At 74.9% G+C, this 24,527-nt stretch carries 25 protein-coding genes; 11 read left to right on the forward strand and 14 right to left on the reverse strand.

The annotated features are described in order from the left end of the window. Entirely contained in the window at positions 1–744 is a 744-nt protein-coding gene (locus ACQPYX_RS29110; RefSeq protein ID WP_433800730.1) for a DUF222 domain-containing protein, read from the reverse strand. A 276-nt stretch (positions 745–1,020) separates the two neighbouring features. On the opposite strand from ACQPYX_RS29110, the gene ACQPYX_RS29115 reads away from it, so the two are divergent. After that, on the forward strand, positions 1,021–2,400 hold the full coding sequence (locus ACQPYX_RS29115) for an IS110 family transposase (protein WP_433799693.1): 1,380 nt from the start codon (positions 1,021–1,023) through the stop codon (positions 2,398–2,400). Between the two features lie 38 nt (positions 2,401–2,438). Here ACQPYX_RS29115 and ACQPYX_RS29120 read toward each other — a convergent pair whose 3' ends face one another. Next, positions 2,439–3,422 carry a hypothetical protein gene (locus ACQPYX_RS29120; RefSeq protein WP_433800731.1) on the reverse strand — a complete coding sequence of 328 codons (984 nt, stop codon included), beginning with the start codon at positions 3,420–3,422 and terminating at the stop codon, positions 2,439–2,441. Between the two features lie 173 nt (positions 3,423–3,595). Between ACQPYX_RS29120 and valS the strand changes: the two genes are divergently transcribed. Beyond that, on the forward strand, positions 3,596–6,166 hold the full coding sequence (gene valS / locus ACQPYX_RS29125) for a valine--tRNA ligase (protein WP_433800732.1): 2,571 nt from the start codon (positions 3,596–3,598) through the stop codon (positions 6,164–6,166). Positions 6,167–6,207: 41 nt separating this feature from the next. On the opposite strand, the gene ACQPYX_RS29130 is transcribed toward valS, so the two are convergent. Beyond that, on the reverse strand, positions 6,208–6,528 hold the full coding sequence (locus tag ACQPYX_RS29130) for an adhesin (protein ID WP_433800733.1): 321 nt from the start codon (positions 6,526–6,528) through the stop codon (positions 6,208–6,210). A gap of 104 nt (positions 6,529–6,632) precedes the next feature. On the opposite strand from ACQPYX_RS29130, the gene ACQPYX_RS29135 reads away from it, so the two are divergent. Further along, positions 6,633–7,976, forward strand: coding sequence for a hypothetical protein (locus ACQPYX_RS29135; RefSeq protein WP_433800734.1), 1,344 nt, complete (start codon positions 6,633–6,635; stop codon positions 7,974–7,976). Positions 7,977–8,037: 61 nt separating this feature from the next. After that, positions 8,038–8,556 carry a hemerythrin domain-containing protein gene (locus ACQPYX_RS29140; protein WP_433800735.1) on the forward strand — a complete coding sequence of 173 codons (519 nt, stop codon included), beginning with the start codon at positions 8,038–8,040 and terminating at the stop codon, positions 8,554–8,556. Here the strand turns inward: ACQPYX_RS29140 and ACQPYX_RS29145 are convergent. Next, positions 8,532–10,265, reverse strand: a complete 1,734-nt coding sequence (locus ACQPYX_RS29145) for a hypothetical protein (protein ID WP_433800736.1) — start codon at positions 10,263–10,265, stop codon at positions 8,532–8,534. The genes ACQPYX_RS29140 and ACQPYX_RS29145 overlap by 25 nt on opposite strands. A 295-nt stretch (positions 10,266–10,560) precedes the next feature. On the opposite strand from ACQPYX_RS29145, the gene macS reads away from it, so the two are divergent. The 4 genes from macS to ACQPYX_RS29165 all read left to right on the forward strand — a co-directional run bounded on the left by macS (position 10,561) and on the right by ACQPYX_RS29165 (position 13,726). Further along, entirely contained in the window at positions 10,561–11,709 is a 1,149-nt protein-coding gene (gene macS, locus ACQPYX_RS29150; protein WP_433800737.1) for a MacS family sensor histidine kinase, read from the forward strand. Beyond that, positions 11,706–12,407, forward strand: a complete 702-nt coding sequence (locus ACQPYX_RS29155; RefSeq protein WP_433800738.1) for a response regulator — start codon at positions 11,706–11,708, stop codon at positions 12,405–12,407. The genes macS and ACQPYX_RS29155 overlap by 4 nt, the downstream gene beginning before the upstream one ends. A 72-nt stretch (positions 12,408–12,479) precedes the next feature. Further along, positions 12,480–13,136, forward strand: a complete 657-nt coding sequence (locus ACQPYX_RS29160) for a VC0807 family protein (RefSeq protein WP_433800739.1) — start codon at positions 12,480–12,482, stop codon at positions 13,134–13,136. After that, positions 13,133–13,726: a GNAT family N-acetyltransferase gene (locus ACQPYX_RS29165; protein ID WP_433800740.1), complete on the forward strand. Its 594-nt coding sequence runs from the start codon at positions 13,133–13,135 to the stop codon at positions 13,724–13,726. The genes ACQPYX_RS29160 and ACQPYX_RS29165 overlap by 4 nt, the downstream gene beginning before the upstream one ends. Before the next feature lie 7 nt (positions 13,727–13,733). Here the strand turns inward: ACQPYX_RS29165 and ACQPYX_RS29170 are convergent, their stop codons facing one another. Then, the gene (locus tag ACQPYX_RS29170; protein WP_433800741.1) at positions 13,734–14,276 is read right to left on the reverse strand and encodes a PadR family transcriptional regulator; all 543 of its coding nucleotides are present in this window, start codon (positions 14,274–14,276) and stop codon (positions 13,734–13,736) included. A gap of 72 nt (positions 14,277–14,348) precedes the next feature. Between ACQPYX_RS29170 and ACQPYX_RS29175 the strand changes: the two genes are divergently transcribed. Next, complete coding sequence (locus ACQPYX_RS29175; RefSeq protein ID WP_433800742.1) at positions 14,349–15,725, forward strand: carotenoid oxygenase family protein; 1,377 nt, start codon at positions 14,349–14,351, stop codon at positions 15,723–15,725. Here the strand turns inward: ACQPYX_RS29175 and ACQPYX_RS29180 are convergent. From ACQPYX_RS29180 to ACQPYX_RS29215, 8 genes are all read right to left on the reverse strand, one after another. After that, complete coding sequence (locus ACQPYX_RS29180) at positions 15,718–16,539, reverse strand: SirB1 family protein (protein ID WP_433800743.1); 822 nt, start codon at positions 16,537–16,539, stop codon at positions 15,718–15,720. The two genes, ACQPYX_RS29175 and ACQPYX_RS29180, sit on opposite strands and share 8 nt — an antisense overlap. A gap of 33 nt (positions 16,540–16,572) precedes the next feature. Then, positions 16,573–18,129, reverse strand: a complete 1,557-nt coding sequence (locus ACQPYX_RS29185; RefSeq protein ID WP_433800744.1) for an N-acetylmuramoyl-L-alanine amidase — start codon at positions 18,127–18,129, stop codon at positions 16,573–16,575. A gap of 100 nt (positions 18,130–18,229) precedes the next feature. Further along, positions 18,230–18,874: a hypothetical protein gene (locus tag ACQPYX_RS29190; protein ID WP_433800745.1), complete on the reverse strand. Its 645-nt coding sequence runs from the start codon at positions 18,872–18,874 to the stop codon at positions 18,230–18,232. 89 nt (positions 18,875–18,963) lie between these two features. Then, positions 18,964–19,317: a hypothetical protein gene (locus ACQPYX_RS29195; protein WP_433800746.1), complete on the reverse strand. Its 354-nt coding sequence runs from the start codon at positions 19,315–19,317 to the stop codon at positions 18,964–18,966. 27 nt (positions 19,318–19,344) lie between these two features. Continuing rightward, the gene (locus tag ACQPYX_RS29200; RefSeq protein ID WP_433800747.1) at positions 19,345–19,677 is read right to left on the reverse strand and encodes a hypothetical protein; all 333 of its coding nucleotides are present in this window, start codon (positions 19,675–19,677) and stop codon (positions 19,345–19,347) included. Positions 19,678–20,030: 353 nt separating this feature from the next. After that, positions 20,031–20,333 carry a hypothetical protein gene (locus tag ACQPYX_RS29205; RefSeq protein WP_433800748.1) on the reverse strand — a complete coding sequence of 101 codons (303 nt, stop codon included), beginning with the start codon at positions 20,331–20,333 and terminating at the stop codon, positions 20,031–20,033. A gap of 26 nt (positions 20,334–20,359) precedes the next feature. Then, entirely contained in the window at positions 20,360–20,686 is a 327-nt protein-coding gene (locus ACQPYX_RS29210) for a hypothetical protein (protein WP_433800749.1), read from the reverse strand. A gap of 273 nt (positions 20,687–20,959) precedes the next feature. Then, positions 20,960–21,616 (reverse strand): hypothetical protein, encoded by a 657-nt coding sequence (locus tag ACQPYX_RS29215; protein ID WP_433800750.1) that lies wholly within the window; start codon positions 21,614–21,616, stop codon positions 20,960–20,962. 142 nt (positions 21,617–21,758) lie between these two features. On the opposite strand from ACQPYX_RS29215, the gene ACQPYX_RS29220 reads away from it, so the two are divergent. Together ACQPYX_RS29220 and ACQPYX_RS29225 are read left to right on the forward strand one after the other, a co-directional pair. Then, positions 21,759–23,279, forward strand: coding sequence for a carboxylesterase/lipase family protein (locus ACQPYX_RS29220; RefSeq protein WP_433800751.1), 1,521 nt, complete (start codon positions 21,759–21,761; stop codon positions 23,277–23,279). A gap of 318 nt (positions 23,280–23,597) precedes the next feature. Next, complete coding sequence (locus tag ACQPYX_RS29225; RefSeq protein ID WP_433803835.1) at positions 23,598–24,248, forward strand: pentapeptide repeat-containing protein; 651 nt, start codon at positions 23,598–23,600, stop codon at positions 24,246–24,248. Between the two features lie 15 nt (positions 24,249–24,263). On the opposite strand, the gene ACQPYX_RS29230 is transcribed toward ACQPYX_RS29225, so the two are convergent. Continuing rightward, entirely contained in the window at positions 24,264–24,527 is a 264-nt protein-coding gene (locus tag ACQPYX_RS29230; RefSeq protein WP_433800752.1) for a hypothetical protein, read from the reverse strand.

A 24,527-nucleotide genomic window follows, 5' to 3' on the forward strand; every position in this document is an offset into this window, starting at 1 on the left:
CTAGTCGCGGGTGCGGTCGTCGGTGTCCCCGGTCGCGATCAACGAGTCGGCGTATGTGCGGAGTGCGGCGATGCAGGCGACGCCCTGCTCGACCGGCAGCAGGCCCGAGAGGACGCTCATGGTGTCCGGGGCCGGCCGTAGCGTGACCCGACGGTGTTTGCGGGCGTTCCGGGCGCGGTCGGTGAACCCTTGTGGGTCGGCTTCGTAGGCGAGCTTCTTGACCGCCGCCTCGGCCTGCCTACGGCCCATGTCCTCCAGGCCGGTCTCGGCGAGCTGCTTGTCCACCACCGCGCGGGTCTCCGGATCGAGATGCGACGTGGTGGAGACGATGTGCTCGGCGAGCTGCTCGGAGATCCGCCCGGCCACCAGCAGCGCCCGGGTACAGGGCAGATCCGAGGCCAACGCTCGGGCGACCCCGAGCCGGCGGTCCCCGACGGAGGGGGAGACGTGCGCGGCCAACGCGATCTGGTCGGCGATCCCCCGGCCGAGCTTCTCCGGGTCCAACCGACCCTGCGCGACGAGTTCAATCTGTTCTTCGACCTGGGCGCGGCCGAACGACACGATCGCGGTGTGCTGCGCCGCCGCCACCACGGACCGGGCGCGTTCGAGCAGGGCGATCCGGTCGATGCACGCCGCACCACCATCGGACTCCGGGTCGGTGGGGAGCTCGGCGAGTTCGGCGAGGCGCGTGAGCAACGCGGTCAGCTCCGCGCTGACCGGGTCCACCGCCTCGTTCGAACTCATGTTCGCAAGCTAGCAGCGACCCCCGACATCTAGCGTCGGTGGCAGCTCCAGGAGGTCTGGGGTGAGGTTCGCGGTACGGGTGTCTACGGCTGGCCCCGACTGGATCGGCAGTCCTCTGTACTGATCGTCGAGGCGCCCGTGCCGCGGCCGTGTCAGGCCGGGGCCTTGTTGGGAACGCGGAGCCGCGCTGCGGACTCCTACTCAGATGTCCGGGTCGAAGCCTGCTGCGGTCGCGGAGTCACCGGGACCCGAGGAGACGACGAGGAAGGAGAGCCCGTGCGCGAGCTCCGGCTGGGTATCGACGTGGCATGCCGGGAGGCCCACCGCGCGGCGCTGGCCGATGAGACCGGCGCGCTGCTGTGGACCAACCGCCGCTTCCAGACCGGCAGCGAGGATCTCGAGACGCTCTGGAGAACGGTCGAGGCGGTCCGCGCCGACCAGGGTGACGTGCCGGTCGTGGTCGTGATGGAACCGACCCGCAACGCGTGGGTGGCGCTGGCGGCCTGGCTACGTCATCGGGGCGCGCAGGTGCGACTGGTCCCCCCGGAACAGTCCGCGGACTTGCGGAAGTACTACAACAAGCACGCCAAGACCGATCGGCTCGACTGCGAACTGCTGGCTCGAATACCGCTGCTGCACCCCGACGGGTTGGTCGAGACCCCCGGACTGGGACCGGCTGAGGGGTTGCGCCGCACCGTCGGCCGTCGCGCCGGCCTGGTCGCGCGACGCACCGCCTCGCTGCAGCGTCTCGACGCGCTACTCGAGCTACTCGGACCCGCCTGGACCGCCGCTCTGGGCACCGACCCGGGGAAAGCGGCCTGCAGCGTGCTCGAGCGCTACAGCGATCCGCACGCCCTGCTCAGACTGGGGCGGGCCCGGCTGACTCGGCTGCTGATCCGCACCAGCCGCGGGGCCTGGCGCGAGGACAAGGCCGATGCCCTGCTCGCCGCCGCCCGCGCGACGCTGTCGCTCTGGCCCGAGGGCGCCATCGACTTCGCCGAACTCGCCGAAGACATCGCCGCCGAGACCCGCCTGCTGCGCGGACTCGACGACGAGATCGACCACGTCGACGACCGGATCGCCGCGGCCTACCAGGACGCTGATCCCACCGGCATCCTCGCCTCGGTCCCCGGACTCGGTCCGGTCCTGGCCGCCGCGATCCTGGGCCGCCTCGGCGACCCCAACCGCTTCCGTGACCTGGCCGCGGTCCGCGCCTACACCGGACTGGTCCCCAAGATCAGTCAGTCCGGCACCTCCGAGACCCACCAGGGCCCCACCAAGGCCGGCGATCACGTCCTGCGCTGGTCGCTGTTCATCGCCGCCGACCACGCCCGAAAGACCGACCCCGGCCTCGCCGCCCGCTACCAGCGGCTACGCGACCGCGGCAAACACCACAACAGCGCACTCTGCACCCTGGCCGCGGTCCTGGTGACCCGCATCGCCGCATGCTGGCGCAGCGGCGAGCACTACCGCCTCCGCGACCTCGACGGCCGCGAGATCACCGAACCCGAGGGCCGGGCGCTGGCCAGCAGGATCAACACCGAAGCCACCCGCGCCCGGACCACGACAGGGACGGGCCGGCGAAGCAAGGAGTCGCACAGCGCTCCATCGACCGGCCCGTCAGCGACGCACTCTACGACCCACCCCGCGGCTTGACGTCCCTTAGGAACTCAATCATGGCCGGGATCGTCAGGTCAGAGCGTCAGGCCCACCACCACAGCTGCAGCACCCAGGCAGGCGGCACCGACGCCCAGGTAGAGCGAGCGCCCCACCCCGTCCGCGCGGAACATCGCGAAGGCGCCGATCCCGAGAGCGGCCACCCCACACAGCGCGCCGACGAGGCTGAGCAGAGGCGTGCTGCCGAGCGTCTCGTTCGGCAGCACCCGCGGCAGCAGCCCGGACCATGGCGCGAGCCCGAGCAGGACGCCGACCGCCCCGACGATCGTGCCCACGAGACCGACACGGCCCTCGAGCCGCTGCTCCCACGGCAGGGGGCGGCGCGCCGCGACCGGGGTACGGCTCCGCGCGGGCCCGACGCCCGACGACCCGTAGGTGCCCGCACCGAAGGCCCCCGGGCGCACCGCCGACGCCCGGTACGGACGCACGGCGAGCGGCGTCAGGGCCGGCGCCACGGGCTCGTCCGCCGCGCGCCGCTGCCGGGGGAGCGCTGCCTCGCGGTCCTCCTGGCGGCGGGTGCGGTCGAGGTCCGTCCGTCGCACCGGGACGGTGACCGGCTCGTCCTCCACCTCCGGGAGCGACCCCGAGCGTGGCGACCTGCTGTCGTCCGGTGCACGCCGCGTGCCACCGCTGACACCGGCCGACCCACCACCCGCCGCCGGCAGCGGGCCCGACGGATGTGGCGACCTGCTGTCCTCCCGTGCACGCCGCGTACCACCGCTGACACCCGACGACCCACCCTGGACCGGGATCGCACCGGAGGGCGCCGGGAAGGCCGGGGGCAACCGTCGGAAGCCGGAGGGCGGGGAGTCCAGGGAGCCGCGCTGCTGCATCGGGACGTCGGCGAACTCCGTCGACGGCGCCTCCGGCGCACGGTGGCGGCCGCCCTCCCGGCGAGGCGGCGTGTAGTCGGCCGGGCCCGCCGTCCCACCGGCCTCGCGGCCGTAGCCGCGTCCACCGGTGGCCCGGTGCCGGGCCTGCTGCGACTCCTGCGCGTGCATGTCGACCACTCCCCCGAACAGACGTACGCACACCGCCACGTGCGCGGTCCTCGCCACTCTGTCCCCAGGAGCACCCGCGGCGTTACCGCTGCCACCCGCCCGGCCCAACAGGTGTGCCGGACCGGGGGACCCGCGCCCGGGAACGCCGACGACACCCTCCGTAAACTGGCAGCATGACGCAGTCCCCCCGGGTTCCCGAGAAGCCGACGCTCGACGGTCTCGAGGACACCTGGGCCGCCGTATGGGAGGAGCAGGGCACCTACGCGTTCGACCGGACGGCCCAGCGCGCCGACGTCTTCTCCGTCGACACGCCGCCGCCCACGGTCTCCGGGTCCCTGCACGTCGGGCACGTCTTCAGCTACACGCACACCGACGTCGTGGCGCGCTTCCAGCGCATGCGCGGCAAGTCCGTCTTCTACCCCATGGGCTGGGACGACAACGGCCTGCCGACCGAGCGCCGCGTCCAGAACTACTACGGCGTGCGGTGCGAGCCGAGCCTGCCCTACGACCCCGACTTCACCCCGCCGGAGAAGCCGGGCAAGCAGCAGCTCGCGATCTCGCGGCGCAACTTCGTCGAGCTGTGCGAGACGCTGACCGCCGAGGACGAGAAGGCCTTCGAGGCGCTGTGGCGGCGCAACGGGCTGTCGGTCGACTGGTCGCACACGTACCAGACCATCGACGCCCGGGCCCGTGCGATCAGCCAGCGCGCGTTCCTGCGGAACCTCGACCGCGGCGAGGCCTACGTCTCGATGGCGCCGACGCTGTGGGACGTCACGTTCCGCACCGCCGTCGCGCAGGCCGAGCTCGAGGACCGCGAGCACACCGGCGCCTGGCACCGGATCGCCTACCACGGCGCCGACGCCCCGGTGTTCATCGAGACCACCCGGCCCGAGCTGATCCCCGCCTGCGTCGCGCTGATCGCCCACCCCGACGACGAGCGCTACCAGCCGCTGTTCGGCACCACGGTGCGCTCCCCGCTGTTCGACGTCGAGGTGCCGGTCCTCGCGCACCCGGCCGCCGAGATGGACCGGGGCGCGGGCATCGCGATGTGCTGCACCTTCGGCGACCTCACCGACGTCCAGTGGTGGCGCGAGCTCGACCTGCCCAACCGCACCGTCATCACCCGCGACGGCCGGCTGCTGCGCGAGACCCCGGAGTGGATCACCTCCGAGCAGGGTCGTCGGCGGTACGACGAGATCGCGGGCGCCACGGTCTTCACCGCCAAGGAGAAGATCGTCGCCATGCTCGCCGAGACCGGCGAGCTGGAGGGCGACGTCCGGCCGGTCACGCGGCCGGTGAAGTTCTTCGAGAAGGGCGACAAGCCGCTCGAGATCGTCTCCTCGCGCCAGTGGTACCTGCGCAACGGGGGCCGCGACACCGACCTGCGCGAGGCGATGCTGCGCCGCGGCGACGAGCTGGTCTGGCACCCGGACTACATGCGCCACCGCTACGCGGACTGGGTCCGCGGGCTCAACGGCGACTGGCTGGTCAGCCGGCAGCGCTTCTTCGGGGTGCCGATCCCCGTCTGGTACGCCCTCGACGCCGACGGGGAGGTCCTGGGAGAGCAGGTCCTCACCCCGGCCGACGACGCGCTGCCGATCGACCCGACGACGGACGTCCCGCCCGGCTACACCGCCGACCAGCGCGACGCCCCCGGCGGGTTCACCGGCGACCCGGACGTGCTCGACACGTGGGCGACCTCGTCGCTCACCCCGCAGATCGCGGGCGGTTGGACCGTCGACGACGACCTCTTCGGTCGCGTCTTCCCGATGGACCTCCGCCCCCAGGGCCACGACATCATCCGCACCTGGCTGTTCTCGACGGTGGTCCGCAGCTCGCTCGAGTTCGGGGAGCTGCCCTGGGCGCACGCCGCGCTCTCGGGCTGGATCCTCGACCCGGATCGCAAGAAGATGTCGAAGTCCAAGGGCAACGTCGTCACGCCGATGGGCCTGCTCGAGGAGTTCGGCTCCGATGCGGTCCGCTACTGGGCGGCCGGCGGGCGACCCGGCGTCGACACCGCGTTCGACCGCGGCCAGATGAAGGTCGGCCGGCGTCTCGCGATGAAGCTGCTCAACGCCTCGAAGTTCATCCTCGGGGTGGGCGTCGGCGCCGGTGAGCCGGACGTCGCCGCCGTGACCGCCCCGATCGACCGGGCCCTGCTCGCGCGGCTCGCCGGCGTCGTCGCGAAGGCCACCGACGCGCTCGAGCGGTTCGACTACGCCGTGGCCCTCGAGGTCACCGAGCAGTTCTTCTGGTTCTTCTGCGACGACTACCTCGAGCTGGTCAAGGCCCGGGCCTACGGCGAGTTCGACGACGCCGGACGCGACTCGGCGCGGGCCGCGCTCGCGGTGGCGCTGCGGGTGCTGCAGCGGCTGTTCGCGCCGGTGCTGCCGTTCGTCACCGAGGAGGTCTGGTCGTGGTGGCAGGAGGGCTCGGTCCACCGCGCCGCCTGGCCGACCACCGCCGAGCTGCCGGCCACCGACGGGGTCGACGAGGCGGTCCTCGACGTCGCGTCCGAGGTCATCTCCGGCATCCGCAAGGGCAAGTCCGACCAGAAGCTCTCGATCCGCACCGAGGTGGAGTCGCTGTCGGTGTCCGGCCCGGAGCAGCAGCTGGACGCGCTGCGCGTCGTGCTGGGCGACGTGCAGGCGGCCGGGCGCGTGCGGGACGTCGAGCTGGTGCCGTCCGCGGACGGCGAGCTGGTGACCCGCGTGGGCGGGCCCGTGGAGGCGGTGCAGGCCTAGCGGTGCGGGCGGTCGGGCCCCGGATCACCGGGGCCCGGCGCTCAGCCCTGCAGCTCGGACTGCGGCGTGATCGCGAAGCGGTACTCGTCGCCGGAGCCGTCCGCCTCGTTCTCGGGGATGCGCTCGACGTCGAGGACCTTGTCGTCCAGCGCGGAGGCGGCCATCGGCTCGAGGAAGATGACGGCGCCGCCGCCCTCGAGCACGGTGTCGTCGGCCGCCGGGTTCGGCGCGACGGAGAGCTCGAGACCCTCCTCCGCCATGTTCGGCGTGGCGGCGATCCGGAGCCCGGACCCCTCGGGCATCTCGTTGGTCTCGAGGATGTTGGAGATCGCCTCGGCCGCCGTCTCCGTCAGTGCCAGCATGCCCCGTTACCATACGGATCACGGAAAGGTCACGCACGTCATCGCGCGCGCCATCACACGGGTTGGTCCACCGACCCGGCGCTTGGTCACGGAGGAGAGCGGCCATGGCACTCCCGGTCCCCGAATCGGCCGCCGGGACACGGGAGGACATCCTCCGAACGCTCGGCGACCATCCCGAGGGCCTCTCGGACCGTGAGCTCGCCGAGGCGCTCGCCGGGCAGCACCCGGGGATCGACTACAAGGCCGTGAACCACCAGTGCCGCAAGCTGGTCGCCCTCGGCGCGGTCGAGCGGGTGGGCGAGAAGCCGGTGCGCACGCGGCTGCGGGCGGGCTGGGTTCCCGACGACGCGTCGGGGGACCCCGGCCCCGCGTCGCCACCCGACCGGCCCATCGAGGAACCGGACCCGTCGTCCGATGCGCCTGGTGTGTCCCCCGCGCCGACGATCGCCGGTCTGCCGCCCGTGCAGGCGGGCATCCTCGCCGCCCTGGCCGACGCCGCCGACGGACTGACCGACAACGAGATCGCCGCCGCGCTCGCCCCGGGGCACCCGGACGTCGACCCGAAGGCGTTCAACTACCAGTGCCGCAAGCTCGTGAAGGCCGGCCTGGTCGAGCGGTCCGCCCGGTCCAAGGACGCCCCGATCCGCACGCGGATCACCGACGCCGGCCGCGCCGAGGCCGCGTCGCTCGCGGAGTCCGCGCCCGCGGCGGCGGAGGTCGCACCGGACCCGGAGCCCGGGACGGCGCCCGAGCCGGTGCCGCGGTTCACCGACCCGACGGTCTTCACGGCGGACTCCCGCGACGAGCAGGACCCCGAGCCGACCGCGCCCGCCGTCGGGAACGGGCGCCCCCGGCCCCGGCCGAAGGCACCGAGCGACGACATCGCCCGCAGGCGGCGCTCGGAGCGGGCCGGGGACGACCCGGACGAGACGCCGCTGCGGTTCCTGCCCTTCTCGGCGTCGGCGTCGGTGGTGCTGCGCGAGCGCCTGGCGCAGCGGGCCGCGCTGCGGGCGACGCCGGCCCGGTCGCGGGAGGTCGTGCTGCCGGTCCGGGACGTGCTGCAGGGCTGGTCGCGGACCCAGAACGTGGCGGCCGCGGTCGCCACCTGGTTGACCCACCGCGGGGGCACCGTGCGCCGCGCCGCGGCGCAGGGACCGGCCCTCGACCTCGTGGCGGCGCTGGACGGCGAGGACGTGCACGTCGAGGTCACCGGCTGGCCGCCGGACGGGGCCCGCACGCACCCGAGCACGGTGGCCGCCGACTGGTTCCGCGCGGCGAGCGCGGCGGCCGTGCAGCGGCGGCGGGCGCACCCGCGCAGCCGCGTGGTGATCGCGTTGCCGGACACCCGCCGGTACCGCAGCCTCGCCGCCGACGCGGCCCCGGGCCTGGCCGACGCGCGCGCGGAGGTCTGGTTCGTCGACGCCGCCGGGCGGGTCCAGCTCTCCTGAGCCGATTGCCCTCCGGCGGCCCGGGGTAGCTCCCACGGACCACCACCGAAGGAGTGCCCGTATGTCCGCGGACATCACCGAGATGATCCTCGACGACCACGACTGGTTCCGTCGCCAGTTCCTCCGCCTCGCGGACCTCCGGGACCACCCGGACACCCTCGACGAGGCGAAGCAGGTCTGGGACGCGCTCGCCCGCCACCTCGAGGTGCACGCCTCCGCCGAGGAGGAGCACTTCTACCCCTCGATGGCCCGTCGCGCCGACGACGACGACGCCTCGGCCACCGAGGACGCGATCGGCGACCACGACGACATCCGCGCCGGCGCCCGGAAGGCCTTCGACGAGGAGCCGGGCAGCGAGGCCTGGTGGAACGCGATCGACGAGTGCGACAAGGCCAACAACCACCACATGTCCGAGGAGGAGAGCGACGACCTCGCCCCGTTCCGTCGGGTGACGTCGCTGGCCCTCCGCCAGGAGCTCGGCGCCAAGTTCGAGCAGTTCAAGGCCGAGCACCCCGGTGCGAAGGGGCTCGACTTCGCCGACAAGGACCCGGACGCCTACGTCGAGGCCGTCACCAGCTGAACCACGCCGGTCCCGAGGCCGCCGAACGCGGCGGCGACCCCGCCGGGACCGAGCACGAGCACCCCGACCGCGGCCAGCACCGCGACGAGCAGGAGCACCACCAGCACCGGGACCGCACCCCGCGGCGCACGGGCCGCCGTCGCGGGGGCGGCGACCGGCTGCGGGGCGGTGTCCGGGCCGCGGCGCGCGCGGACGAGCGGTCCCGTGCCGGGAGTGGCCGCGAGCGGCGACGGCCCGGCGTCGGGCTCCGGGTGTCGGAGCGGCGCCGGGCCCCCGGGCGGTGCGTCGGAGGTCGGCCGCGCGTCGTGCGGGCGGGCGGCGGCCAGCGCGGCGTGACCGGCCACGCCGGTCCCGTCCATCGCCCGGCCCGACCCGGAGTCGGCCACCAGGGCGGGCGTGCCCGCGGACGTGCCGAACGCCCGCGGCCGGCCGTCCGGCCCGCGCTGCGCCTGGACCGGGGTGGACGGGACCCGGGCCGCGGGGATCTCCGGGACCGACCGGCCGGCGTCGTCGGGAGCCTCGGCGGCGTCGGGGGCGTCGGGGACCGTGGCGGCCACCGGCTCGCCGCCGACCACCGTGCTCTCCTCGGGCCGCTCCGGCTCGGTGGGACCGAGCGGCAGCCCCTGCGGCGGGGTCCGGTGCTCGCGGGGCGACGGCGGGTCCTCGAGCGCCGGACCCGCACCCACGGCGGGGCCTCCGACCGCCGCGCCGACCCCGACCGGTGCGGACGGGCTGCCGACGCTGCGGCGGGCGCGGATCGCCTGGGCGCCGGAGGCCGCGCGCGTGGCGCGGGGTCGCGGCGGCGTGAGGAGGGCGGCGAGCCCGAGCACCCCGTCCTCCGACGCGCCGGGCACGACCGGGGTCCCGCGGCCGACGAGTTCGGCGAGGCGCCGGGCGAGCGGGGTGTGACCGTCGGCGAGCACGTGGACCGCGGTGGGCCGGTCGGCGTCCTCCGGGCCCGCACTCCGCTCGACCTCGGTGAGCGTCTCCCGGACGGCGTGCTCGACGAGCTGGTCGAACACGCCGCGGTCGACGGTGACGGTGTGGGCGCCGGCGGCCACCCGGGCCTCGGCCGCGTCGGTGTCCGCGAGCCGTCCGCGGGCACGCCGCACCTCGCGGCGCAGCCGGGCCGCCTCGCCGCGGGTGTCGCCGTCGCCGCCGCGAACGCCGGGGCGCGGCCCGCCCACGTCGCCGGCCGCGGGGTCGAGCGAGCGCAGCTGGGCGCGGACGACGCCGAGCAGGAGCTGGTCGAGCCGGGTGCCCGTGGCGACCGGCCCGCGCGCGCCGACCTCGGCACCGTCGTCGGTGCGGACCACCGGCCACGCGGTGAGGGCGCCGCCCCGCGCGTCGAGGACGAGCGAGCGGTCGCCGACCGCGCCGTCCGCGACCCGGGCCCCGACCGCGGCGACCGGGCCGGGCAGCCACGCCGGCGCGGGCAGCCCCACCAGGGCCGTGGCCTCGGCGATCTCCTCGAACCGGCGCCGCTCGGTGTCCGCGGGGGTGGCGACGACGAGCCGTGCCGGGCGCCCCAGGCCCTCGAGCAGCACCGTGAACGCGTCGGCGAGACGGTCCACGGCGTCGCCGTCCGCCCCGAGGGGCGCGGTCCGCGGCGTCCGGGCGGGGTCCGCGGCGCCGTCGGCACCCGGGTCCACCTCGACCGCGACCAGCTCCGACGACGTCACCTCGACCGCCATCACCCAGCTGCTCACCGGACTCCTCCTCCTCGTCGGCCCGCGGCGATCCGCACCGGACCCGGATCCCGTCGCGGGCGGCGTCCACGGTAATGGGGCCCGCTCCGGGCCCCACCACCGGTGACGGCGCCGTCACCGGTCGGGGGGACGAAGCGGACGACGGTCATGGTCGATGTCACACCGGTGCGGCATGCTGACGCCCCGGGAGTCCGGAACGCGAGGGTGCCGCACCCGGAGGAGGGACGCGGCCGACCCGGTGGGATGACGCGACCGCGGGCGGATCGGCCCGGGGGACGAGGTGAGGGGGCGCTCGGTGGTCACGACGGGGACGGTGCGCGCGCCGCGCCGGGGTGCGACCGTCGACGTCCACGCCACGTTGGCCCCGCTGTGGCGGGGCCTGGTGCTCTACCGGGTGGTGGCGTTGGCCTACGCGATCGCCAACGTCGTCCGGTTCGCCGAGGAGTACGCGCGGCCGGCCCTGGGCGTCGGGGTCGTGGTGTTCATGGCCGCCTGGACGCTGGTCACGTCGGTCGCCTACCTGCGCGGGGCGTCGCGGCTCGTCGTCGTCGACCTGGTGGTCACGGTCCTCACGACGATGACGACGGTGCTGGTCGACGACCCCGCACGGATCGCCGCCGGGCAGCCGGTGATCACCACGGTGTGGTCGGCGGGCGCGGTGCTCGCGGTGGCGGTCGCGCACGGCGTCCGGCCCGCGGTGGGGGCGGTCGCGGTGTCGGTGGCCGCCCTCGCGTTCACCCGCGGGGCGCTCGACGCCGCCCTGCTCTCGGACACCCAGTTGCTGCTCGTCGCCGGCGTCGCCGTCGGGTTCGCCTCGGTGGCGATGCGGCGCTCCGCGCAACGCCTGCAGGAGGCGATCGCCACCGAGGCCGCCGCGGCGGAGCGCGACCGGCTGGCCCGCGACATCCACGACGGCGTGCTGCAGGTCCTCGCCCTGGTCCGCCGCCGGGGGCCCGCGCTGGGCGACCCGGAGCTGGTGCGCGAGGCCGCCGAACAGGAGGTCTCGCTACGCCGCCTGATCACCCGCGGACCGCCGGGGCTGGACGGTCCCGACGACGAGCCGGTGGACCTGGGCGCCGCCATCGGCGCCGCCCTGCCGGCGCGGGCCGTGCTCGCGGTGCCGCCGGAGCCGGTGACGGTGACCGGGGCGCTGGCCCGCACGGTCGTCGCGGTGGTGCGGGAGGCCGCGGCCAACGCGGACGCCCACGCCGGGCCCGGGACGGGGTTGTGGGTGCTGGTGGAGGACGACGACGAGGCGGTGACGGTGAGCGTCCGGGACGACGGGGTCGGGATCGCCGAGGGGCGGTTGGAGACGGCGCGGGAGGAGGGCCACCTCGGGGTGGCGTCCTCGGTCCGGGGCCGGGTCGAGGAGCTCGGCGGCACCGCAACGCTGGTGACGGCGCCCGGGCAGGGCACGGAGTGGGAGTTGGTGTTCCCCCGATGACGCGGGAGACGGAGCGGACGACCCGGGTGATGGTCGTCGACGACCACCCGATGTGGCGCGAGGGCGTGGCCCGCGATCTCGGCGAACGCGGCTTCGACGTGGTGGCGACGGCGGGCGACGGGGCCGCCGCGGTCCGGATCGCACCGGCCGCGCGACCCGACGTCGTGGTGATGGACCTGCAGATGCCGCACCTCGACGGCGCGGGCGCCACCGCGGCGATCCTGGACGCCCTGCCGGGCACCCGGGTGCTCGTGCTCTCGGCGAGTGCCGAACAGGGCGACGTCCTGGGCGCCGTGCGGGCCGGGGCCTCGGGGTACCTGCTGAAGTCCGCGCAGGCGGCCGAGCTCGTCGACGCCGTCCGGCGCACCGCGAACGGCCAGGCGGTGTTCGGCCCCGAGCTCGCGGGCCTCGTCCTCGGTGAGTTCCGCCGCCGGGAGAGCGCGGCACGCCGGGAGTCGGCCCGGGACCCGGGCCGGGAGACCCGACCCAGCGGCGAGCCGGCGCTCACCCCGCGCGAGACCGAGGTGCTGCGGCTCGTCGCGAAGGGTCTCACCGCCCGGCAGATCGCCGAGCGCCTCACGCTCTCCCACCGCACCGTCGAGAACCACGTGCAGAACGCGCTGCGGAAGCTGCAGCTGACCAACCGAGTGGAGCTGACGCGCTACGCGATCGAGCAGGGGCTGGACGCGGACGCCTGACATGTCAGAGTTGACATGTCGTAAGTGACAGGTGCAGGCTGACTGGTGTCACCCCGACCGGAGGAGCCCACCATGACCGCCACCGCCGACCCCCTGACGGTTCCCGCCTCGCCGTCCGCGAGCCGCCTCGGCCCGCTCGTCGGCCTCGCGTGGGACGTCGGGCTGCCGCTGGTCACCTACTACGTCCTGCACGCCCTCGGGGTGTCGGACTGGACCGCGCTGCTCGCGGCGACGATCGCCGCGGGGGTGCGGCTGGTGTGGGTCGCGGTCCGCAGCCGACGCGTCACCTGGTTCGGCGCGGTCATGTTCGCGGTGTTCGGCATCGGTCTGGCGCTCGCCTTCGTGGGCGGCGACCCACGGTTCCTGGTCGTCAAGGACTCGTTCACCACCGCGGGCGTGGGCCTGGTCTTCCTCGCGAGCCTGGCGGGTCGCCGGCCGTTGACCTTCTCCGCCTACCGGGCGTGGCAGCCGCGCGAGGCCGAGGAGCTCGACACCGTCTGGGACGACGAACCCGGGGTCCGGCACACCTTCCGCGTCAGCGCCGTCGTCTGGGGCCTCGGCCTGCTCCTCGAGGCCGGGCTGCGCGTGCCGCTGGTCTACGCCCTGCCCCTCGACGTCGCGGTCGGCGCGTCCACCGCGCTGCAGGTCGCCGCCTTCGTCCTGCTCGGCGGCTGGAACGCCGTGTACGCCCACCGTGCCCAGCAGCGCTTCTCGGCGGGCCGGGAGTGACGGTCTCCGTCCGACCCGCGACCGCCGCCGGGACCCCGGCGGCGGTCGCGCTGCTCGCGCGGGCCTTCCACGAGCACCCGGTCTACCGCCACGTCCTCCCGGACGACGGGTCGCGGCGCCGGCGGCTGCCCGGCCTCATGCGGACCATGGTCGTGACGATGCACGGCGACGCCGGCCCCCTCGACGTCGCGCACGACGGTGAATCCCTGGTCGGGGCCGCCGCCTGGCACGAGCCGGGGGCGACGGAGCCCGGCGGGCTCCGGTCGGCCCGGGCCGTCGTCGGGATGGCGTGGGCGACCCGCCGGCACCTCGGCCGGTGGTCGGAGCTCGGTACGGCGATGGCGGCGCTGCGTCCCGCCGAGCCGCACTGGTACCTGTTCCACGTCGGCGCCGAGCCCGGACGCCGGGGCCGAGGGGTCGGGTCGGCGCTCGTCGAGCACGGCCTCGCGCGGGCGGACCCGCTCCCGGTCCACCTCGAGTGCGCCCGCGACCTGGTGGGCTACTACGCCCGCTTCGGGTTCGCCGAGGGCGACCCGGTGCCACTGGCGGGCCTCGACCTCGTGACGATGACCCGTCCCGGCCGGGCCTGACCGCCGGTCAGGCCCGGCCGGCCTTCTCCGCCGCCGCGAGCCGCTCGAGCGACCACGCGGCCCACCCGGCCACGGCCTCGTACTGCCGCAGGCCGTACTCGCCGGCGAGTCGCCCGAAGGGCAGGGTGTCGACCCCCTCGTGCTCGTCGAGGTCGTCCATCACCGGCCGCAGGCGCTCGATCTCCGCCACGCAGTGCTCGGCCACGGCCTCCAGGTAGCGCCGGGCGTCGGCCGGCTCGAGGGCCTGGACCAGGAACATCCGGAGCACCGTCTCGTTGCGCACCGCCCCCTGCTCCGGCGGGTCGAGCAGCCAGCGGCGCAGCTCGGTGCGGCCCGCGTCGGTCAGGGCGTAGCTCTTGCGCCCCCGCGCGCCCGTGGACTCGACCGCGACGAGGCCCTCGTCGGCCATCTTCACGAGCTCGGGGTAGATGCGCGTGTGCCCGGCCTGCCACGCGTACCGACCGAGGTCGCCGTCGAACGCCCGCGCGAGGTCGTACCCGCTGGCCGGGGCGTCGGAGAGCAGACCGAGCAGGGCGTGCCGCAGGGACATGGCTGCACCCTATCGTCCCACCTCGACATGTCTGCATTGACATGTCGAGAGCGACAGGTGCAGGCTCGGGGGATGACCACCGCCGGGGCCCGCCCCACCTACCTCACGGGGCAGTACGCCCCCGTGCCCGACGAGATCGACGCCGTCGACCTGCCCGTCGAGGGGACGCTGCCCCCCGAGCTGGACGGCCGCTACCTGCGCAACGGCCCGAACCCGCTGCCGGGCGAGGACCCCGGGCACTGGTTCCTCGGCCACGGCATGCTCCACGGCGTCCGCCTGCGGGGCGGCCGCGCCGAGTGGTACCGCAACCGCTGGGTCCGCACCCGGGCGCTCGCGGGCCTGCCCCACCGGACCGCCGACGGGGTCGACCTCTCCGTGGTCGTGGCCAACACCCACGTGATCGAGCACGCGGGTCGCCTGCTCGCACTCGTCGAGGGCGGCCTCCCCTACGAGGTCGACCGCGACCTCGGCACCGTCGGGCCGTGCGACTTCGACGGCCGGCTGCACACCGCGATGACCGCGCACCCCAAGACCGACCCGGACACCGGGGAGCTGCACTTCTACGGGTACTCGCCGGTCGCGCCGTTCCTGACCTACCACCGGCTCTCGGCGGCCGGCGAGCTCGTCGTCTCCCGGCCCGTGGAGGTGCGGGGGCCGACGATGATGCACGACGCCGCGATCACCGCCCACCACGTCGTCTGGCTCGACCTGCCGATGACCTTCTCGTGGGAGCGGCTCGCGCAGGGCATGCCGTTCGGCTGGGACGACTCCTACGGTGCGCGGATCGGCATCATGCGCCACGACGACCCGACGGCGACCGTGCAGTGGTTCGACGTCGAGCCCTGCTACGTCTTCCACGTCGGGACCGCGCACGAGGACGAGCAGGGGCGGATCGTCCTGGACGCCGCGCGCTACGCCGCCGCGGACGCCGTCGCCATGTGGTCCGGCACCGACGGGGCGGTCTCGAACCACACCGCCCTCGATCGGGACCGGGCCTCGCGGGCCGCGGCCACCGGAGCCGCGCGGATGCACCGCTGGACGCTCGACCCGACGTCGGGTTCCGTCACCGAGACCCCGCTCGCGGAGCGCCCGGTGGAGTTCCCGACGCTGTCCGACGCCCTCGTCGGCCGCGACGCGCGGTACCGCTACGCGGTGTCCGCCGGGACCGGGCGGCACGCGGTGGTCAAGCTCGACGTGCACACCGGCGAGACGCAGGCGCACGAGCTCGGCGCCGAGGTCGCGGCCGGGGAGGCGGTGTTCGTGCCCGCCGCCGACGGGACCGCCGAGGACGACGGGTGGCTCCTGACGATCACGACCCGGGTGGACGGGTCGGCGTCCCGGCTGCTCGTGCTCGACGCCGGCGACGTGACCCGGCAGGTCGCGGCGGTCACCCTCCCGCGCGGTGTCCCCGCGGGGTTCCACGGGAGCTGGGTGCCCGCGGTCAGTTGAGGTGCGCCCGCCAGACGCGCGCGGCCCGGGCGAGCGCCGCCGCGTGCCGGGGCAGCCGTTCGCCCCAGGAGTCGAGCAGGCGCGCGGCGTCGAGGTACTCCCCGCGCCGGCCCATGGTGGCGGCGAGCTCGACGACCTCCTCGGCCGTGACCCCGGGCAGGTGCATCCGGGCCTCGAGCACCCGGCGCAGCTCCGGGACCCGGCCGCCCGCGCGGTGCACGACCCGCAGGTTGGTCAGCATCCGTACGAGGATCGCCTCGGTGGTGACGGGCACGAGCAGGTCCGGGTGGAACGGCAGGCCGGGATTCGCCCCGGTCGAGGCGACGAACAGCGCCCGACAGTCCGCCTCGTCGAGCAGGGTCCCGGTGAACGGGTCGACGTACCAGGCCGAGCCCGCCGGGTGCACCAGGAAGTGGCCGGGCATGCCGATCGGCTCGATGTCGAGGCCGGCCCGCCGACCCACCTCGATCAGGACGACGGCGAGCGTGATCGGGATGCCCAGGCGCCGCTCCAGCACGTCGACCAGCGAGGAGTTGCGCGGGTCGTAGTAGTTCTCGCGGTTCCCGGCGAAGCCCTCCTCGGTGTAGAGGCGCAGCACCAGCTCGTCGACCCCGGTCACGCCGGCAGCGAGACGGTCGAGCTCGGCGAGCGCCCCCGCGACGTCGGCGTCGGGGCGGGCGAGCCGCGCGATCTCCAGGGCCGCCCGGTCCAGGGGCGGGTCGCCGGCCTCCACGAGCGCCGCGAACCGGGTCACGGCGTCGGCCGACCCCTGGGGGTCCGGCGGCGGCGTCCGGTCCTCGGGGTCGTCGGGCACGCGCGCATCCTCCCCCGCCGGACGCCCGCCCGCTCAGCTGGGCGTGACGTCGACCGCACCGCCGGCGCTGCGCAGGCGCAGCACACCGTGCTCGAAGGCCTGGGCCCGGCCGGTCGAGGTCGCGTACTCCTCGCCGGTGGGCAGCCCCAGGTCCGAGCGGTCGGCGCCGCGGGTCCGCCACGCGTCGAGGATCGGCCCACGGATCTCGTGCGCGCCCGTGTCCGGCGACCAGTACACCGAGCCGTGGGCGAAGTCGGTGAAGCGTCCGCGGCCGTCCGCCGTCGGCTGCTCGACCCGGCCGGGGTCCCCGAGGTCCGGCCGGTCGGCCCACGCGGCCCGGACGTCGGTGCCCGCGGCCGCGACCAGCTTGTTCACCTCGGCGCGGATGGTGTCCATCGCGGCGAACCCGGCGTTGCCCGGACACGCCGTGTTGCCGACGTCGCGGTGGGCGAAGACGGCGTCGACCTCGGCCTGCCTGCCCTTCGCGTACTTCGAGGTGCCGCCGCCGTTCGAGGTCAGGGTGACCTTCGCGGCCGCGTCCCGGTACATCCCGCCGAGCTTCCAGGCCGCCAGCTTCTCCACCGAGGTCAGCGCGGCCGGGGTGGGGGCGACGTCCGAGAGGTTGCCCATCATGGCGATCCCGAACGTCTCGCGGTTGAACCCGCCGGCGTGCGCGGCCACGACGGGCCGGTCGAGTCCGCCGGCGCGCCCCTCGTAGATCGTGCCGTACTTGTCGACGAGGGCGTTGTAGCCGATGTCCCCCCAGCCGTTCTTCGTGGCGTGGTAGGCGTAGATGCCGCGGACGATGGCGGCCGACTGCTCGGGGCTGTAGTCGTTCGACTCGGCGGTGTGGTGGATCGTCACCGCCTTCGTGGTGGGCGAGTACTCGGGCGGCCAGGTCATCATCCGCTCGTCGGCGCCCCACTGCGCCCGCGTGACGTAGGCCGGTGCCACCGGGGCGCCGTCGCGGGCGGCGGTCTGGCGCTCCCGGGCGCGGGCGCCGATCGCCTCGTCGTTGCCGGAGGTGCCGGGGTCGATGCGCTGCACGGCGAGCCCCTCGGTCACGGGCCGACCGTCCCGGGTCGCGCGCACCTCGACGGCGGTGCGCTCACCGACCCACACCGGGTCGGTCCCACCGGGCGTGGTCGCGCTGCGCGCGGCCGTGCTGCCGTCCCGCTCGTCGCTGTTCGCGTCCAACGGCAGCCAGGCGCCCCACGCCCCGCTGTCGTCGGTGGACCGGAGCGAGATCGTGTCCGGGTCCGGTCCGGTCCAGGTGACGGCGACCAGCTGCAGCGGCGCCGAGGAGCGCGCGACCTGCGTGCCGGTGCCGTCCCGACCCTGCGGGGCGAGGGGCACCGGGCTGATCGACGGGTCGGTCGCGTCCGCCGGCGGCAGGGTCGCCTCCGGCAGGGACGACACGGCGGCGGCGGAGACCGGCGCCTGCTCGGTCACCGCGACGGCCGCGGGGGCGGCCACCGCGAGCGCCGTGAAGGCCCCCAGTCCCAGCAGGATCCGCCGGAGCCGGCGACGTGGCGGCCCGGGCGGGGACACCCGCCGTCGGGAACCGTCCGACTCCGACCACCGCGACATCCGCCGTCCTCCGCTCCACCGTCGTTCCGCGCCGGGAGCGACTGTGTCACCCACATGCACCCCAGGAGTGCGGCGACGCACCACCCGCGTGGGTGATCCTCTACGCGGAGCGGGTCCAGAAGGCGACGTCGGCGTAGGTCGCGACCGACCGGGCGGTGATGGAGTCGGCGCCCGCACCGATGGGTCCGGCGACGACCGGGATGAGCTTGGTCAGGTTCAGCACCCCGCGGCGGCCGGCCCGGCTCGCGAGGCGGTAGCCGATCCGCCGGTCGAGCTGCTCGCGGACCTCCACCGGGAGCCGGCGCAGGCCGGTCAACAGCGAGACCTCCTGCAGGTCGATCCCGGTGTGCTCGGCGAGTTCCGAGCCGTCGGGGCCGAGGACGCAGAGCAGGACGGCGGTCCGCACCACGGGGTCGTCGAGGTCGTGGCCGCGGACGTGCGCGATCGAGGCGGCGAGGCGGGTGCACACGAGGTACAGGCCGGTCGCGCCCGCCGGCGCGGTGAGCAGCATCGTGGCGGCCCCGCCGAGGCTGGTGAGGAGCCCGGAGCTCGCGGCCAGCCGCACGTGGGTGGTGGTCAGCCGACGGATCGCGGTCCCGACGTCGCCCTCGGCCTCGGCGAGGTGATCGTCCCCGACGCGGCGCGCGGGCGACCAGGGCCCCGCCCCGCCGATGCCGCGGCGCAGCAGTTCACGGACGAGCGGGTCGCCGGTCCAGGTCGCGGGGAGTGGCCTGTCCTCGTCCACCGGCCAAGCCTGTCACGGATCCCGGACGCACGACGGCCCGGCCACCCTGGGGGCAGGGGTGACCGGGCCGTCGAGCAGCGAGGACGCGACTAGAGCAGGTCCAGGCCGAGCTCGTTGCCGTTCACGTTGTGGTTCAGCACCGAGTTGCAGGTCAGGTTGGCGGCGTTGAGCCCGCCGACCGGCGCCTGGGCGATGATGTTCCCGAGCAGGGCGTCACCGTTGACGGTGTTCCCGGCGCCGGCGCTGCCGCCCGTGACCGAGCAGGTGTCCCCGCCGCCACGCCCGTGGTGGTCACCGTGGCCGCTGTGGTGGCCGTGGCTGCTGTGGCTGCCCTGGTCCCCGCTGTCGTGGCTCGGCATGTCGCCGGCGAACGCGAGGGGCGCTCCGCCGATGAGGCCGGCGCCGGCGCCCAGCAGGACCGCGGCGATCTTGGTCGTGTTCATGGTGTCTCCGCGCGCGTCAGCAGGGGGTCAGAAGGGGAGGCCGGGCAGCTCGGTGCCCAGGATGCTCACGGCGAGCGAGTTGCCGTTCAGGTTGTCGTTCAGGATCTCGTTGCAGGTCAGGTTGAGGACGTTCGCGCCACCGATCGGGGCCTGCGCGACGACGTTCGCCAGGGCGTCGCCGTTGATCGTGTTGGCGGCGCCGGCCTCGCCACCCGCGACCGAGCAGGTCGAGGAGGCGTGGCCACCGTGGCCGCCGTGGCCGTGGTGGTCGCCGTGCGACTCGGAGGCGGAGGCCAGCGGGGCGACGGCCGCGAGGCCTGCCAGCACGCCGACACCGACGATGCCGAACTTGGTGATCACGTTTTCTCCTGGGGAGCGTCACGGGTGGGTACCGCCGGGTCGGCGGCGTCACCAGAGGAAACGGGACTGTGCAGAAAACGTGACTACAGGTCACCGGAAGGCGTTGTGCACTGCTGCAACCGTGGCGAAAAGGTGTCGTTCGGCCTCACTGCCGGCTCAGGTCGTGCCATCTGCGTCACCGGATCGAGGAGCTGTCCGGGTCAGCACATCGGGTGGCCTGTCCACGCAGAGCAACGTCGGCGAGTGGATCTCCGTCCGGCAAACGTCCCGATCAGGGGATCAACCGTGCCCCCGGACGCCGACGGCCCGGCCACCGTGCGGTGGCCGGGCCGTCGACGGAACGGTCTCGGGGCTCAGAGCAGGTCGAGGAGGACCAGGTTCCGGCTGAGGTTGTCGTTCAGGATCGAGTTGCACAGGATGTTGCCGACGTTGGCGCCGCCGATCGGGGCCTGCGCGACGACGTTCGCCAGCAGGCCGCCGCCCTCGCCGCCGTTGGCGGCGGTCGCGGTGCCGCCCTGCGCCGAGCAGGTGGAGCTCGGGGCCGGGGCGGGACGGTCGCCGTCGTGGTGGGACTGGTGGGCCGAGGCGAACGGCGCGAGGGCGACGAGGCCGGCGGTGACGCCGAGGGTGATCACGGCGGGCTTGCGGAGCTGCATGACGTGTCCTTCCGGGTGGTCGCGGGTCAGAGGCCGAGCAGGCCGAGGAGGTCGAGGCCGTCACCCAGGACCGACACGTCGACGACGTTGTCGGAGATGTTGTCGTTGAGGATGCGGTTGCAGACGATGTTGGCGGCGTTGAGCCCGCCGACCGGCGCCTGGACGACGGCGTCGATCAGCCCGCCGCCACCACCGGCGTTGTTCGCGACGGCGGAGCCGCCGGCGACCGAGCAGGTCGAGGAGCCGGCGCCGCCCTGCGGGCCGCCGTGCGACTCGGTGGCGGACGCGAACGGCGCGAGCGCGACGAGGCCGGCGGCCACGCCGACGCCCGCGATACCGAGCTTCGTGATCATGGGGAGTCTCCTGAACGGTCGTGTCGTGGGGAGCTGCCGCTCCGGGGTGCGGCGTCGGCAGGTCAACGACCGTTGCGTCCCACGTGTGACCCTCCGTCACCGGAAGGCGTCAACAGGTCGCCGCTCCGTGCTCGGACGGCTCCTGCGGGTCACGTAGAGAGACCGTGACCCGCGCCCGTCGCGACCGATGTGGGGGGTCGCCGGCCCCCTCGACCTGGGATGTCGACCACGCTCGGCGGTCACCGGGCGTGGAATGTCCGGAAAAGGGTGTCGCTAATTCGGGTCGACCGCGAGGAGGTCGAGCGCCGCTCCCAACGCGCCCGCCCACGGCTCGTCGCGGTCCCGCCGGGCCGCCCGGTCGAGGCGCTCGCGCTGCACGCGCGCCCGCGTCCACGCCACGACCACCGGGTCGACCCGGGCGCCGTAGTGCGCGTCGATGACGAGCTCCGCGAGGTGGTGGTCCGCGCTCGCGGTGTCCTTGTACTCCCAGATGCCGAGCAGGCGCCCCGGACCGTCGCCGAGCCCGGAGGCGTCGTCGAGGAAGGAGGTGGCGGTGGCCACGGGCAGATCCGGGTGCGGCCCGGGATGCCGGTCGAGCAGCGCGACCCAGAGGGTGTCGACGAAGTCGCGCACCGCGGTGCGCTCGGCGGTCGTCCAGTCGTCCCAGAACACCGCGATCCGGGAGAGGACCGAGTGCAGGTCGACGCGGTCGTCGGTGACGACCGCCCGCAGCAGCCAGGGCGTGAGCGCGCGGACGTCGTCCGGGGCGCCGATCGTGGTGCCCAGTCCGAGGGCGAGCGACAGCGGGTCGGCCTCCGCCAGGACCACCGGGCCCTGGCGCGGGGTGCAGCTCTCGAGGACGTCCCGGGCGGGGTGCGCGACGAAGGCAGCCTCGACCTGCCACAGCGCTGCCGCGACCTCCGCCTCCACGTTCGCGATTCTGGGGCTTGACAAGCCGACACGCCCCACTGATCGGGCGCATCCCACCTGATGGTGTCACTCTTCGTGTTCTCGCGTACGGCCGAGCGGGGAGCGCCGTCGGGGGGTGACCACGAGTGGCAGAGTGGGCGAGGTGGAACGCACGCGTACCGATGCCGAGGTGGTCACGACGACGGGCGCGCTGCGGGGACGCGCTCGCGGTGCCGTGGTCACGTGGCGGGGCATCCCCTATGCGGCACCGCCGGTGGGCCCGCGCCGGTGGCGCGCCCCCGAGCCGCCCGCGCCGTGGGAGGGCGTGCGCGACGCGTCGCGCTTCGGACCGGTCCCGCCCCAGGAACGGACCGGGGAGTTCCTGGGCGCCGGGAAGCAGACCCCGATGGGCGAGGACTGCCTGACCCTCAACGTCGTCGCCCCCGCCACGCCCGCCGACCGTCCCCGCCCGGTGATGGTGTGGTTCTACGGCGGCGCCTTCGTGGTCGGCGCCGCGTCCGCCTCCACCTACCGCGGCTACGGCCTCGTCGAGCACGGCGACGTGGTCTTCGTGAGCGTCAACTACCGGCTGGGGGCGCTCGGGTACCTCGACTTCTCCGCCCTCGGCACCGCGGACCGGCCGATCGAGTCCAACCTCGGCCTGCGCGACCAGATCGCCGCGCTCGAGTGGGTCCGCGACAACATCGCGGCCTTCGGGGGCGATCCCGACGACGTCACGATCTTCGGTGAGTCCGCGGGCGCGATCTCGGTGACCACCCTCATGACGGTGCCGCGGGCGCGGGGCCTGTTCCACCGGGCCATCGCGCAGAGCTCCGCCCCCGGCGTCGCCTACTCCCGCGAGCGGGCCACCGGGTGGGGCCGGCGCTTCGTCACCGAGCTCGAGCACGTGCTCGGGCGGTCCGGCGAGCCCGTGGAGCTCCTCGACGCGGCCTCGACCGACGAACTCCTGCACGCCGCCCGACGGTTCCGCCACGCCGCGGACGACACCCCGGGCGTCCTGCTCACCGCGCCCACCGTCGACGGGGACCTGCTGCCCGAGGCGCCGCTCGACGTGTTCGCCGCCGGCGGCGCCCACCCGGTCCCGCTGATCATCGGGACCAACGACACCGAGGGCCGCCTGTTCGAGCTGCCCGGCCTGCGCCTGGACCTGCTCGTGTCCGACGAGCGCGCCGAGGCCGTGTTCGCCGCGACGCAGCCCGAGCTGCGCGACCAGGTCCTCGCGGCCTACCGCGGGACGCCGCACCGCAAGGACCTCGGCGGCGACTACCTGTTCTGGTACCCGTCGGTCCAGGTGATGGAGGGACACAGCGCGGCCGGGAACGCCGTCTACGCGTACCGCTACGACCTCGCGCCGCGCCTGCTGCGGCTGCTCGGCCTGCGCGCGACGCACGGCTCCGAGCTGTACACGGTGTTCGGCCTGGCGAGCTCGCGGGCGGGCCGGGTCCTGACGATGCTCGGCGGGCGCCGTGCGCTGCGCCTCGTGTCGCGGAGCGTGCAGCGGGACTGGACGACGTTCGCCCGCACCGGGGCGCCCGCCTCGCACTGGCCGCGGTACTCGGCCGAGGACCGGCTCACCCGGATCATCGACGCCCACGACCGCATCGAGTCCGACCCCCGCCGCGGCCGTCGCCTCGCCTGGGCCGGCTACCGGGGTTACCGCTAGGGCCGCCCCGCGCTCGGCCGCCCCCGGCGCGAGAGGCACACCACGCAGGATCCGCGGGCCGGGAAGCTGCCCCGTGTACACCTCGCGAGGTGGAGCGCGGGCCGCGGGCGGCCACCCTCGGCGCGAGGTCCACACCAGGCAGGATCCGCGCGCCGGGAACCTGCCCTGTGTACATCTCGCGGGTCGGGGCGGCCGGGCGTCCGATGCCGGCGTTGCGAGGTCCACACCACGCAGGACGTGCGCGCCCCGGCCCTGCCCCACGTGGACCTCGCGGACACGACGGCACGTGCCCGGGGGACCATGGCCGGCGTGACGGAGATGACCGGGGCGGAGGTGCGGGCGCTGCTCGCGGCGGGCGGGACCGTGCGGGACGTCGTGGCCGAGGAGCCGGACCTGCACGGGCTCGATCTGTCGGGGGTCACCCTCGAGCAGTGCCGACTCCCGGGGGCCGACCTGCGGGGCGCGACCCTCGACGGCGTCACGGTGCGCAGCGGCTCGCTGGCCGGGGCGATCCTCGTCGACGCGGACCTCACCGACGCGGTGTTCGAGTCGGTCGACCTCTCCGGCATCCGGCTCACCGGGGCCCTGCTCACCGAGACCCGCTTCACGGAGTGCCGCATGATCGGCGCCGACCTGTCGGGGCTGCGCGGGCTCGCCGTGTCCTACCGCCTCGACGGCTGCAGCCTCGGCCTGGCCAACCTGCAGGACGTCGTCTGGCGCGGCGTCCGGCTGCGCGGCGTGGACCTCTCCGAGGCCGACCTGCGCGGGGCCGACCTCCGGGACGCCGTGCTCGTCGACTGCGTCCTGCGCGACGTCGACCTCGGCCACACCCGCCTGGTCGGCGCCGACCTGCGCGGAGCCGACCTCGGCGGGCTCTCCGACGACTCCCCGCGCACGCTGCGCGGGGCGATCATCAGCGAGGCCCAGGCCGCGGCGGTCTGCCGGGCCCTCGGCCTCGTCGTCGTCTGAGGAGAGGCTCCGGCCTCAGTGCCCCGCGCCGGAGGAGTTCGCGCGCGCCTTCTTCAGCCGCCCGTAGAAGCGGAACGTCACGGCGGCGGACACGATCGTCACCACCAGGAAGATGATCGACAGGATCGGCTCGTCGACGGGCGTGAAGAAGATGATCGCGCTGAACAGCGACAGGATCGTGCCGATGATGCCGATCCCGACGTTGAGCTTCAGCTCGCTCTGCTTCTCCGGCGACGTGTCGGGTGCTGCCGCAGGGTTCCGGGCGAGGGCGGGGTCCAT

This window comes from Actinomycetospora sp. CA-084318, from assembly GCF_050955885.1.
Taxonomy (GTDB): Bacteria; Actinomycetota; Actinomycetes; order Mycobacteriales; family Pseudonocardiaceae; genus Actinomycetospora.

What these genes read in the sequence shown, in the direction of transcription:
- ACQPYX_RS29195 (WP_433800746.1), bottom strand. Translation starts at nt 19,317, where the DNA reads ATGAACACGACCAAGATCGCCGCGGTCCTGCTGGGCGCCGGCGCCGGC.
- ACQPYX_RS29230 (WP_433800752.1), bottom strand. Translation starts at nt 24,527, where the DNA reads ATGGACCCCGCCCTCGCCCGGAACCCTGCGGCAGCACCCGACACGTCG.
- valS (WP_433800732.1), top strand. Translation starts at nt 3,596, where the DNA reads ATGACGCAGTCCCCCCGGGTTCCCGAGAAGCCGACGCTCGACGGTCTC.
- ACQPYX_RS29155 (WP_433800738.1), top strand. Translation starts at nt 11,706, where the DNA reads ATGACGCGGGAGACGGAGCGGACGACCCGGGTGATGGTCGTCGACGAC.
- ACQPYX_RS29120 (WP_433800731.1), bottom strand. Translation starts at nt 3,422, where the DNA reads ATGCACGCGCAGGAGTCGCAGCAGGCCCGGCACCGGGCCACCGGTGGA.
- ACQPYX_RS29205 (WP_433800748.1), bottom strand. Translation starts at nt 20,333, where the DNA reads ATGCAGCTCCGCAAGCCCGCCGTGATCACCCTCGGCGTCACCGCCGGC.
- ACQPYX_RS29185 (WP_433800744.1), bottom strand. Translation starts at nt 18,129, where the DNA reads ATGTCGCGGTGGTCGGAGTCGGACGGTTCCCGACGGCGGGTGTCCCCG.
- ACQPYX_RS29175 (WP_433800742.1), top strand. Translation starts at nt 14,349, where the DNA reads ATGACCACCGCCGGGGCCCGCCCCACCTACCTCACGGGGCAGTACGCC.
- ACQPYX_RS29160 (WP_433800739.1), top strand. Translation starts at nt 12,480, where the DNA reads ATGACCGCCACCGCCGACCCCCTGACGGTTCCCGCCTCGCCGTCCGCG.
- ACQPYX_RS29225 (WP_433803835.1), top strand. Translation starts at nt 23,598, where the DNA reads ATGACCGGGGCGGAGGTGCGGGCGCTGCTCGCGGCGGGCGGGACCGTG.
- ACQPYX_RS29140 (WP_433800735.1), top strand. Translation starts at nt 8,038, where the DNA reads ATGTCCGCGGACATCACCGAGATGATCCTCGACGACCACGACTGGTTC.
- ACQPYX_RS29210 (WP_433800749.1), bottom strand. Translation starts at nt 20,686, where the DNA reads ATGATCACGAAGCTCGGTATCGCGGGCGTCGGCGTGGCCGCCGGCCTC.
- ACQPYX_RS29135 (WP_433800734.1), top strand. Translation starts at nt 6,633, where the DNA reads ATGGCACTCCCGGTCCCCGAATCGGCCGCCGGGACACGGGAGGACATC.
- ACQPYX_RS29130 (WP_433800733.1), bottom strand. Translation starts at nt 6,528, where the DNA reads ATGCTGGCACTGACGGAGACGGCGGCCGAGGCGATCTCCAACATCCTC.
- ACQPYX_RS29110 (WP_433800730.1), bottom strand. Translation starts at nt 744, where the DNA reads ATGAGTTCGAACGAGGCGGTGGACCCGGTCAGCGCGGAGCTGACCGCG.
- ACQPYX_RS29170 (WP_433800741.1), bottom strand. Translation starts at nt 14,276, where the DNA reads ATGTCCCTGCGGCACGCCCTGCTCGGTCTGCTCTCCGACGCCCCGGCC.